Origin of the sequence: Mycoplasma todarodis (assembly GCF_004335995.1) — a bacterium.
GTDB lineage: Bacteria > Bacillota_I > Bacilli_A > Mycoplasmatales > Metamycoplasmataceae > Mycoplasma_K > Mycoplasma_K todarodis.
In genome coordinates, this window is the sequence record NZ_PSZP01000002.1 from 13,183 (window position 1) to 25,582 (window position 12,400).

Consider the following 12,400-nt stretch of genomic DNA (forward strand, 5'->3'; position numbering starts at 1 on the left):
GGAAGGGGAGTGGTTTCGGAAAATTTTGTTTCTACTGAAAATATGGACGGGCATTGTATTTCTAGTTGAAAAAGCGGCAAAGGAAAGCAATTTATAGAGGAAGATATATTGATGAGTAATATTAGGCCCTATTTTAACAAAGTTTGGTTCGCCACTAGAAAAGGGACCCATTCTGGGGATGTATTGAACTTTAAATTAGTGCGAAATGATTTAATCATTAAAAAATATTTATTCTTTATTATTGCTTCTCCTACTTTTAATGCTTTCTGAAATAATACGTCAAAAGGGACGAAGATGCCCCGTGGCGATAAACAAGCAATGCTAGAATATGAAGTTTCTTTACCTTCAATTCAAGAACAACAAAAAATAATAGACATTATTGAACCTATGGAGTTATTTTATCTTAATAATATAAAGTGCGTAAGCATAGATTCGGTAGAGCATGTGAAAAAAGATCTTAAAAATTTAATAGACATTATCAAACCTATTGAAACTCTTGAAAAGAAAGTTACAAGGATAATTAAATTAACTGATAAAATCCCCGTTAATTTAATGAATCTTTTTGGTGTAATTACAGATGAAAAATATACATATTATAAAGGCTCTCTTCCTTCTAAAGAAATTATAGATCCCAAAACATTGTTTTTAAATGTATCGGCAGCAAATGGTAAATTCAATAGATTTGTTGATAATGAAAAAAATATATTCGCTGGAGATGTCATGTTATCTCTTGATGGGAATACAGGTCTCGTCAATAATTCATTGGAAGGTTTTAATGGTTATTTATATAAAGTTAGTCATGATAGATACTTAAATTGTGAGGTATATTACTCTTTAAAAACCAAAATAAACCAAGATATTATTAAGGCGAATGAAACGGGGACTACCATAAAACATTCATCTAATTCAAAAAATGAAATTAAACACATAGAATATAAATGAGACTCCTTTAAAGGTTTTTATGACGTTAATATAGAAATGAAACAAACCTTGGCAAAACTCCGCAAACTAAAAGAAAAACTTTTAGTAATTTTGATGTAAAAAAAGCACTATTACTTTTTCAAGTTTAGTGCTTTTTGAATACTTTCTTTAACTGAAGGAAGTGTGTTATTGAATTCTTCAAGTAACTCATCTAATTCAATCGATATCTTCTCCACTTCTTTTTTTGCAGCTTCGATATCTATCACCACTTCTTCTACACCTACATATCTGCCAGGAACGAAAGAGTAATTATTTTGTTCTAATTCTTCTTTAGATATTGATTTAGAAAATTCTAAAATTTCTGACTTAATCCCTTTCTGATGTTTTTCATACTCAGAATTAATCTTGTTGATTTCTGGAGTTGTTAATTCCCTCAATTTCTTCGAAAGCATTTTACCAGTCATTTTTGATGCATCAACCATTAAAATATCTTTTGTTTTTTTATCATTATTAAAAATCCAAATACATGCTGGGATACTTACTGTATAGAATAATTTATCCGGTAGTGCAATAATAGCGTCAACCTTATTCTCATCGACAAGTTGTTTTCTTATATTTAATTCTTCTTTTCCAGAAGAAGATAAAGAACCGTTTGCTAATACAACACCTGCTTTACCCTTTGAAGATAATTTAGAAACTATGTGAGATAACCAACCATAGTTTGCATTACCTTTTGGTGGTGTTCCTCATTGTCATCTAGGGTCATCAAGTTTCCGTTCTCAATTCTTAAGATTAAATGGAGGGTTAGCCATGATGTAATCAAATTTTGAAATTGAATGTTGATCTACGGCAAAAGTGTCAGCTGATTTATTACCAAGTACTCCATCACCATTATTATCAATAAGTGGAAAACCGTTTAAAATAAGGTTTAATTTTGCTAATTTCCACGTTACATTATTATACTCTTGACCATACATGGAAACTTCATCTATGTTTCCATCGTGCTCCTCAATGAATCTTTTGGCTTGGATTAGCATCCCTCCTGTACCACAAGCTGGATCATAGATACTTCCCTTTAATGGCTTTATCAAGTTAACTATTAGTCCGACAATAGTTTTAGGAGTATAAAATTCCCCTCCTTTTTGTCCACGATCTTTAAAGAAATGGTTTAAGAAAAACTCATAAATTTTACCTATTATGTCTTCTCCTGAATGTGTGAAGTCTTCTCCTGAAAATATCTTTACAACTTCGCCAAGTCTATTTTGATCAATCCCTTCGCTGTTATAATTTTTATTAAAAATACCAGATAACATGGGATTATCTTTTTCCAACTCAATAAAAGCTTCATCCATTTTCTCTCCAACCTCATTATTTGAAGCAAACTTCATTATGTTGTTTCAATGAGATTTGCTAGAAACTTTAAAAGCATTATATTCTGCATAAAACATTTCTTGAGATAAGTCATTAATCGAAAAACCATCTTCATCCAATTTTTTAATTGCTACGTCATATTTATCTGAAATATATTTTAAGGATAAAATCCCAAGTATTACATGCATATACTCCTCGGCAGACATATTCCCTCTCAATTGATTTGCTGCACTCCATAATTTACTTTCTATTTGCTGTATGTTCATTTATATAATCTCCTTTTTATTTACAAAATAATTACTATTAAAAGAAATTATTTTGGATATTCTATCGATGAGGATTCCGGAAATTCCTTTAGCACCCTTTGGTGGATAGTTATATTTATCTTTCAAAATTTTCATTAATGAAAATTGAATTTTTAATTTTACCTTACTGTTTTTATAGAATTGATCGGTTATATTTTCTTTGACAACGCTCATCAAATCTTTTGCTATAGCTCTTAAAACCTCTGAATTTTGATGTGTTTGCAAGAATTCGTCATCGGAAAGTATGGTAAAAAAAGCTTGTAAATGAGGATCGTTGAATTCGGGAGTTTCTTCGAGTTTGTCAGTTATCTCCTTTGAAAGATTTAATAACATTTCTATAACTCTTTGTAATTTTTCATCTCTTTCTAACTTACTTAAGATATCCCTTAATTTATCTGATATTTTCTTTGCAAATATAGGTCTAAATTTCTTTACTATTGCTATCTTCCCGTTTATAGCGTCAACCAAAAGTTTCTTTGCAACATTTGGATTATTTGATATAAGTTGTTTAGCTTCATCTTCCAATAAAGAAGTTACTTTATTTATATCCTTAGAAATATTTGTTGATTTAATTCTTATTTCTGAAACATCAACATCAATGGATTTTTCTATTGCATCATTTATATTTTCTATAGTTATTTTTAAATCTTCATCATCTCGTGTATTATGGGTTGACATTAGTGAGTTTATTAGCGAAATACATTTAGCAATGGTTGATAAATCATTATTTATAATTGTAAAGGATATTTTTATTAATCTCGATATACCTCGTGCTTTTAAAATGAATTTGTTCTTTTCATCTTGATTCATGGCTAAGATATTTTCTAATGAATCCATTATAAAATGATATTGTTCTTTTTGATTTAATAACGGAAAATGATGGATGTTTTTGATGAATTTTTCATTAACAATATCAATTTCGTCAATTAATTTTATTTTAGCTTTTTTTAAATCATTGGGTATGATATCAACTTCGTCAGCATGTCTGCCAGCATATTGTATCAATGCATCGCTAAGATATTTTCAAATACCCAAGTAATCAACAATTAATCCGGAATTTTTTGAAACATTTCCATCCTCAAAAACCCTATTAACACGAGCGATTGCTTGCATTAAGTTGTGTCATTTGATGATTTTATCAATATATAACACATCTAAATCAGGCACATCAAAACCAGTTAATCATTTATCCACAACGATAGCTATTTTATACTTTGAATTCGCTTTTCTAAATTCAGATGCAACACCTTCTAAGTCGTGTTCTGGTACAACGCAATCATGATATTCTTTCGGGTCCTTGTTATTAATTGTCATAACCAAAATGGTTTCTTCTTCTCTTTTTGGCTCATGCTTTAAAATTTCTCTATAATAAATTAATGCTGCTTTCCTTGAGGAAGCTACAATCATTGCTTTGCCATGGAGTACTTTACCTCTTTTAGACAAATGTAAAAGTATATCCTTCGTTTTAGCGGTAATTACTTTGGGATCCTCTAATATTTTTTTAATTTGAATTGATTTTAAAAGAGTGTTCATTTTTTGTTCGGATTGTATATCATTATCAACTAATGTTTTAGCGTAATTTTGTTGTATATTATCCATCATCTCTACGTAATCTTCATTGAGTTTTAATTCAAGTCTTCTAGATTCATAGAAAATAGGTACGGTAGATTCATCTCTAATAGAATCTTGCATGGAGTATTTATGATTATAGCCACCAAAAACTTCAGTGGTAGCTTTATCGCCCATCAATGGTGTTCCTGTAAAACCAGTTAAAATAGCATTTGGGAAAGCATTTCTCATAAATTTAGCAAAACCAAACTTAACTATAAATTCTTGTGATTTGGTATCTAAGATTCTTGTCCCTTCAATATTATTTTGAGTTCTGTGAGCTTCATCGATTAATATAAAAATATCATCTCTTTTAGAAAGTTCGCCAGTATCTCCTGAGAATTTTTGCACAGTTGTAAAAAATATCCCGAAGTGCTTTTTATCATTCAATTTATTTATAAGATCATTTCTGGATTGTATTTCTTGTGGACTACTTAATAAATATCCTTGAGCATTATTGAATCTAGATAAAAGTTGTTTATTTAAAGAATTTCTATCGGTAATAATTAAGGTGGTGGCATAATTAAAATTTTGTATTATTGCTTTTGTAAGCATCAACATAGTGACTGACTTACCTGAACCTTGTGTATGTCAAACAACTCCCCCCTTATGATCTCCATATTTCATTTTTTTAATAGTATTTTGTACAGCTTCTATTTGATGTTGGGCAGCTATATATTTTACTTCTTTTTTATCATCATAAAATGAAAATATATTAATAAATTTCATTATTACTTCTAAATTAAAAATCTTTTTTAGAGGATTGCAAGTACTGCTCCACTTACCTAAATTAAAGTATCTTTTAAAAGTCGAAGTTAATGAACCATATTTTGAGTTTAGATTATTAGAAATAAAAGAAAAAATATGAAAGGCAAAAAGTTGAGGCGAATGTCATTTTAGTGACTCATTTTGTTGAAACGCTTCTTGTATTCCTTCTTGTGCATTGGGTGCTTTCAATTCACAAATTATTATAGGTAATCCATTTATAAAACAAACAACATCCGGAAATCGAGATTCCCCTTCCGTATTCATCACCTTGAATTGTCTTATAATTCCAAAATAATTCTCGTCTAATTTATCGGAAATAAGTTTAATTGTTATCGTTCTTTTTCTTTCGTTATCATAAATTTTAATACCATTAGAAATAAAATCAAAACCAATTATATTTTGTTCAATAGCTGCACCTGTAATTTTTTTTATTTCAAGAATAGCTTTGGTAGCAAGTTTGTCGTTTATTTTATTGATTGAGATGAGTTTATTTTTCAATAATTCAAAATCAATAACTTCCTTTTTGTTAATTCTTTTAAAATTATAGCTTGTATCTCAGTCTAGGGTGTGTAATTCATGTATTAAATTATCTTCAAATTGTTTTTCGGTCAGTAAGTTTTTCATAGAAATATTATACTTCAAATGTTTGATAATAGAATTAATACACTGTTAACAATTAATGATTAATCAACAAAATAAAAAAACACCTCATTAATATAGTGTTTTTACTTATTGTTTTATTTTTATAAATTAGTCTTTTTATCATCCGTAAGAGAATATCTTCTATCGCAATATAATTTTGGGATAAACCAATAGAGTTAAAACAAAAATACATAGAAGAAAAGATGAAAATAGAACTAGGAATAAAGGGTAATGTTAAAATGTTATTTTCTCATTTCTCAAGGTGAATCTTACAAAGTCTAAACGCATACTGCATTAATTAATTCCCGTATTAATATTCGAGGTTTTCTAAAAATTGTAATTAACTATACGTGTTTTTAATTTTGGACATATTTATAATCAAATAATTTCCACTTCCTTTTATCATTTACTTTATTACCATAAAAGCAATGGGGTTAGCAATAAAAGAAATCAAACACTTGACAACATAACTAAACAAGATATATCATAGAATTTAAAATATTAAATATAACATAATCACTCAAGATAAAAAGATGAATGCAGAAGGCGCTTTCTACACTTTAAAGAATAATAGAACAACACACGCCTTGAATAAGATGTTATTTTATTTCGTGATGCAATATTATCGGTCTAATCTCCAATTTCTAGGTAGGCATATCTTTATTGCATCAATTATTTTTTATAAAAGGTAATATTCCGAAATGAAGAAATATTTTCCTTATAATATTTGCAATATTAAAAATAATATAAAAAAGGAACCTAAAATGAAAAGATTTAATTTTATACAAATAAACGATGATGACTCAATTCAAGTTATTCAGCAAACGAAATCAAAAATACAAGCTGTTGAATTTAACTTAACTGAAATACATAATATGCCAGAAGAAATATTGGACTCAGGTACACCAGGAATTTATATCCTTCTTGGTAATGAAGATTCAAAACCTTATATAGGCGAATCAACCAATATAATCAAAAGGATTACTGGTGGACATATGAAAAACGAAGAAAAAATGGAGTGAATGGAAAGGGTTATAGCAATAACATCCACTGATTCATCTAACCCATTCAATAAAACGCAGATTCAATGAATAGAAAAAGAATTGATAGAGTTATTCAATGAGTCGGGTATTAAAACGTTCAACAAAACTGCTGGTTTTAAACATAATTTAAGCTACGTTGATGTATTAGAATTGAAAGATGATTTAGAAGATATCAAATCAGCCCTAAAGTTGCTTAAATGAGATCTTAACGCCATTAATGAAGAAACAATAACAAGGATTACCTCTAATAAAGAATCATTGGAGGTATATTACAAAACCGCTAATGCATTTGCGGAGGGTATTTATATCAATGGAGCTATCATTGTTAATGAGGGGTCATATGCAGATACAACTAAATTCAATAAAGAACATAAATATTCACAAAACATAATTAATAGACTTCTAGAAAATGATGTTATCGAAATAAAAGATAATATTTTAAAATTTTTGAAAGCGCATCAATTCAAAAATCCTTCTTCTGCAGCATGTATATTTAGAGGGAGTGCTACAAATGGGTGAGTTACATGAAGAATAAAAAAAGATGGAAAGTTATTAACTGAAATTAGGGAAGAAATTTTAAAAGATGTTCCAGAAGTTCCTTATGAAACTATAGTATTAAAAATTAATGATAATCCAGATATGAATTACCACTTAGGTTATTGAAGAATAAGTGAAGAGAGATTGCTTAAAGCTGAAGTTCTTGCTTTTGCCCCAATTGTAGAAGGTAAAAGAACAATAAACAAAGCGTATAAGATCAAGGGTTACACACACATGCCGGAACACAACAATAGAGTTATGTTCAAAGTGCATGAAGAAGACAAGGAATTATTGAAAGATTATGAAGGTCTAGATGTTTCTTATAATAAAGGGGCAAATCCTTGTTTCTTCATATCTAAGAAAGATGAGGATTAAACTATGGAGGTGAAAATAGGAGGGGAAATAAAAATAGTAATGAAATTTATACTTATCAAGCTACAGGTGGATATGGAGTTAATTTGATAATCTTTGGATGCTCAAAATTAAAAGTAGGCACTTCAATAGTTAAACTTTCCGCATCTCACACAGCACCTGGAGTACAGCAACAAAATACTGCAATATTCTTAAAAGTTAACGACCAAAAAGATATCCTTTAATAAGGTCTCTTTTTTATTTGAAATTTTAAATGTAGGACAAAATATTTTGTGCGGAAAATCATAACCTTCTATAAAAAACATCTTTCAAAACCGTAGAAATGTGTAATTCTGCAAAACTCTTTAAGATTTTCGGTTGGTGAATAACACAGGTATTAACAGTTATAAATTCCATGGTTTCAATTCTATTTATGAGTAAATATTCATTGCTTCATAAAACACATAATCCTTAGATGCTTGAATAACTTCAATGGAATAATATCTTTAGTTAATATATCTGTTTAATAAAGTTAAGTAGAAAAGTATAAAAATCAATCACAAAAGAATAATCCACACTTTTGTGATTGATTTTTTGTTATTTGGTCAACATAGATATTATATTTGTGTAAATATTTTTAACAATATCCTTAATGACATCACAAGTAGGCACTACATTATTATAATTATATTGAATAGCTCCATCATAAAAATAACCATATATTGTTGAACCGGTTTCTTTAGTTATCCAACTCCTACCCTTTCCCTTGCTGTAGATGTTAGGATGTATAATAATTTTTCTTATGTTTTTAATAAAGTGTAAATCAGTTGTATCTCATTCATTAAACTTAAGGAAATTATGAAATTGATAACTATTTGAAGAGAATTCGTGCTGTTTATCAAGGAGCTTCTTTATTGTTTCATAACACTCTACAACTATTCCTGCATTTGCATAAAATAAAATTGCGCCACTTTCATCCGAAAAAATCGTTGGGAACCTTGTATATTCAAAAAACTGAGCACGTTCAAATAAGCTATCCGCAATGGTACAAAATGTATTAAAATTTTTATTTTTTGATGTTACCTCTTGGAAAAGTAAGGTTCTTATAGTTTCTGAATCAGTAATCATATATTAATTATTGCACTTTTTTAGAGTTTGATAAAATCTATTTAATGTAATGAATTCATTCCTAAATATATGCACGCATAAAATACTTAATAATTTAACTAAACAAGATATAGAAATAGGAACTCAATTATTAAATAGAACTATTAAAGATAAAAGGATAAGTACAAGAGCTAGTTTCTGTTACTTCAATAAAAAAACATCAAATTAATTGATGTTTTTTTATATTCATATGATTCTACATATTGCAGTGAGGGTCTTTATTTCATCTGATTGTATTAAAGTTTGTTGTGATTTTTGGATAATGGATAGCAACTGAAGTTCTTAATATTGAAGATTTAAAATAATTAGCAACCAATCTAGAATTTCATTTAAACAATAGTGTTTCGGTTGCATTTATTGTTGGTGCTTGAACTATTTTTTGAATAAATAGTTTTATCCAATCACATCACACCCTTTCTAATATTTAAATTTCAATAAAGAGGTTTATTTAAACACAAAAAGGCGCCATTGTTATATTTTCATTTTTGTGATTAATCATTTGGGATGCTTATTTCTAATTTTTGACCCGGGTAGTCAATGTTTATTTTTTTAAAGATCTTAATAACACATTTAATCATTTCATCAATTTTGATTTTATCAGTACCAAGACCCTTTAAAATTTCATCTTTCGGTATGTCAGCAAGTTTTCCTTCGTGAACTCATGAATTACGATTTCGAATTCAAACATCAATAAAAAAGAGTTCTCTTGAAGTGTGATTTGAATAGTGATTCAATAATTTCTTTGCATTTTTATTATCTGAACGTTGGGATTTACTGTGCAATATAGAGTAGATATATATTAATGAATTGGAAATTAATTCGCCAATTAATGTTAAATATTTTGCGTCAACTACATCATAAATTTTTCTTAAGTTTTTGAATCTTTGCATATCTTTGATGAAGTCACCTTCTTCGACGAAATCAGTTGTGGAATATACTGAGATATTTGCAAGTCTGTTAGATTCTAATTTTGTTTCCATTATTCTCACTTGTTTTTCTTGGAAAATCAAAACATCATTTAAAACTTTCTTATACTCTTTTTGTAGGTTGAATTTCTTAATCATAATAAATTATACAATTAGAATCATAGGGGTTTGAAATATTTTTAAAGATGTTATTGCATTAGTTTTTTATATTGTTTAATCACTTTTTAATCTTTATGGCATCTCTAAAATTAATTCGATTTAAATGTTAAAACTTTTTAAAGTGTGTGCTCGGCAATATTGGAGCACGAAAAATAAAACATCTTAAAACAAATTGTGTATTTTTTAAAAAATAAAACATCAAAAATGATGTTTTATTGGTGTAAGGTGTTTTTTGTACTCGATTAAGCCTTTGAAGTGATTTTCGTTTTCGTTTAACCGCAAAAAGCTAATGCTAAAAGCATATAACTCTATAATTACACCTCTGAAATTTGAGAAAGCAATATTTCATTTAAAGTTCCAACCATTTCTCAAACGTCGTCCGGGGAATGTTGACCCTTAAACATTCTGGTTACTTTAAATTTTAAAGGTTCGTTCTTCATGAATTCTTGTCTTATTTCTAAAGAAATTGGACTGTTTGAATTAACAAATTTAGTATCTGAAATAAACTTTTTAATTGATTTTATTAAGTTGGTTATCTCAACAATTTCAGTTTTATTTGAAAGTATTCTTGATAAAAAGAGTGTTTTTAACTCTGCTTTCGTTTTTATTGAAGAACTATTTATAATCTCCTCTTTTTTACTTAGGATATCCTTAAAAAGGATATTGCACCTTCTAACAAAAAGGTTGGAAACTTCCGTTTCTTTGTTGGCGTAACTTATTATTCTTTTGTCGGGAGTGTTTAATCCCAATTTCTTGTTATAGATGCCATGGAACGCAATTAATAGTTTTTCTATTTCACTTCTTTTATTATTGAATGAAATAGCTTCGGAGAATTCTTTGATGGGCATTTCTCTAATGATTCTTACCAGTTTATTATTTGGTAGGGATCTTATAATTTCTCCTGCTTTCAACTTCTCTTGGTTTTGAACCTTTACAAAGTACCTTCTAACACTCTCGTATGTTGTGTGTGTAATGGTGGTTGTGGAAACTTGAAAAATATCAAACAAACTTTTTAAACCCAAAGGTAATTTGGAGTATTTTAGTCTAATGTTTTTATTGGAAAAGTATTTTTTTAGAATATCGTTTGCTTCTTTTGTATTTTCATTTTCAATGAATTGTATATTATCTTTTATTATCTCTCTAGAAATGGTATTGGGCAATATTAATAAATCGTTAACAAAAGCACTTATTGTACTCAAACGTTGCATCCCGTCAACAACCTCTTTTTCCAAAAGATTATCATAAATAATAATTGTTCCAATAGGAAAATTTTTAAAAATCGTTAATATCAACTCATGCTTATATTCATCCTTTCAAATAAAATCCCTTTGATACTCTTCATTGAAAAGAATTAAACCATTTTTATATTGATTTAAAAGCTGGAGTATTGACATCCCCATAATTGTTGTTTCAGCTCTTCTCATTATAAATCCCCCTTGTATGTTATTTTAAATTGATTAGAAGTTATGTTGTAAGTGATGTATTTTTGGTTTTCTTGAAATGTTTTGAAACCAATGCCCCTAGTTTCTGTCAATCTTAAACGTCTCAAAAGATTTACCAACGGTTGATTTAATGTTATGACGGGCAGTGCCCCTCTCTCTATTTGTGATTGCATCATTTGATTTATGTGGAAATTAATGCAAGTAAATTCAAATTCTTTAAATTTTATTCAAAGCACATTCTCTCCATTCATTAGTTTAAAACGACTGTGCGAAAATAAATTAGAAACCATTTCTCTTATTATTTCTGGCACATTTGGATTTTCTTCTATAATAGTTTTTCTGGTTGTTCGATCTTTTGAAATGTTTTTAATATTTGCGTTAGATAAAAGTTTTCTAATACATAACTCTATCAATTCAAAAATTGGACCAGTATGTTTAACTCCGTTGATGTCGACACTTAAATTAGAGTCATCCGAAACAAAATTTGCTAAGGTGGTTGTAATCTTATCTTTCTTTGTCATTACACATACAGAACCTTCTAAGAATTCAATAATTGATTCATCAATTCCTTTATTTGCTAAAAATTCTTCAAGTTTTGAGAAATTAGAAATATCGTATTTATTTTTAGTGGGTGTTAACAATTCTATCTCTTTATCAGTAATAATCTTTTTGTATTGCCCTTCTTTTATTATCGAAGTAGTTGAACCGCTTCTATTGTAAATTTTACCCTTATATAAAAGTAAGGTTTTATTTGATATGGCATTTATTGCAACGCCTCCATTGCTTAAGTTTTCTATGGAATGTTCAATGCCATTCTCTTGGAATATTGCGATAAATAAGTCCTGGATTTCCGAGGGGTCCTTTGGTTTATAATCATCATTTAAAGTACCATCATCATTTACCCCAATATATAAGGTTACTTCAGTTCCAAGTTCTGCACTATTCAACATTGCGAATAGTTCCTTTTTATATTGCGATTGAAAATCCCTTTTATATTCAATTGTTTGGCCTTCAGGTTTTTTAATTTTAATCATATTTAAATTATAGCATTTTTTGTTGAATCCACATTTTTAATAGCATTTTTCCTTATTTTTTGTTGAATCCACATTTTATATTCAGTTTTCAAATATTAAAACTAAAAAAAGATTTTTTTGTTGAAT

Annotated in this window: 8 protein-coding genes; 2 read left to right on the forward strand and 6 right to left on the reverse strand. The window is 28.4% G+C overall.

Annotation, left to right across the window (positions count from 1 at the left end):
• Positions 1-9: 9 nt before the first annotated feature.
• Entirely contained in the window at positions 10-1,041 is a 1,032-nt protein-coding gene (locus C4B25_RS00360) for a restriction endonuclease subunit S (protein WP_131613088.1), read from the forward strand.
• Positions 1,042-1,052: 11 nt separating this feature from the next.
• Here the strand turns inward: C4B25_RS00360 and C4B25_RS00365 are convergent, their stop codons facing one another.
• Both C4B25_RS00365 and C4B25_RS00370 read right to left on the reverse strand, forming a co-directional pair.
• The gene (locus C4B25_RS00365) at positions 1,053-2,558 is read right to left on the reverse strand and encodes a type I restriction-modification system subunit M (RefSeq protein ID WP_131613089.1); all 1,506 of its coding nucleotides are present in this window, start codon (positions 2,556-2,558) and stop codon (positions 1,053-1,055) included.
• A complete protein-coding gene (locus tag C4B25_RS00370; RefSeq protein WP_168380647.1) occupies positions 2,559-5,615 on the reverse strand; it encodes a type I restriction endonuclease subunit R in 3,057 nt (1,018 codons plus the stop codon).
• Between the two features lie 764 nt (positions 5,616-6,379).
• Between C4B25_RS00370 and C4B25_RS00375 the strand changes: the two genes are divergently transcribed.
• On the forward strand, positions 6,380-7,570 hold the full coding sequence (locus C4B25_RS00375) for a DUF4357 domain-containing protein (protein ID WP_168380648.1): 1,191 nt from the start codon (positions 6,380-6,382) through the stop codon (positions 7,568-7,570).
• A 573-nt stretch (positions 7,571-8,143) separates the two neighbouring features.
• On the opposite strand, the gene C4B25_RS00380 is transcribed toward C4B25_RS00375, so the two are convergent.
• From C4B25_RS00380 to C4B25_RS00395, 4 genes are all read right to left on the reverse strand, one after another.
• On the reverse strand, positions 8,144-8,674 hold the full coding sequence (locus C4B25_RS00380; protein ID WP_131613092.1) for a hypothetical protein: 531 nt from the start codon (positions 8,672-8,674) through the stop codon (positions 8,144-8,146).
• Positions 8,675-9,204: 530 nt separating this feature from the next.
• Positions 9,205-9,777 carry a hypothetical protein gene (locus C4B25_RS00385; RefSeq protein WP_131613093.1) on the reverse strand — a complete coding sequence of 191 codons (573 nt, stop codon included), beginning with the start codon at positions 9,775-9,777 and terminating at the stop codon, positions 9,205-9,207.
• A 335-nt stretch (positions 9,778-10,112) separates the two neighbouring features.
• Positions 10,113-11,222, reverse strand: a complete 1,110-nt coding sequence (locus C4B25_RS00390; protein ID WP_131613094.1) for a DUF262 domain-containing protein — start codon at positions 11,220-11,222, stop codon at positions 10,113-10,115.
• Positions 11,222-12,274: an RNA-binding domain-containing protein gene (locus tag C4B25_RS00395; protein ID WP_131613095.1), complete on the reverse strand. Its 1,053-nt coding sequence runs from the start codon at positions 12,272-12,274 to the stop codon at positions 11,222-11,224. Before C4B25_RS00395 ends, C4B25_RS00390 begins: the two co-directional genes overlap by 1 nt.
• Positions 12,275-12,400 lie beyond the last annotated feature (126 nt).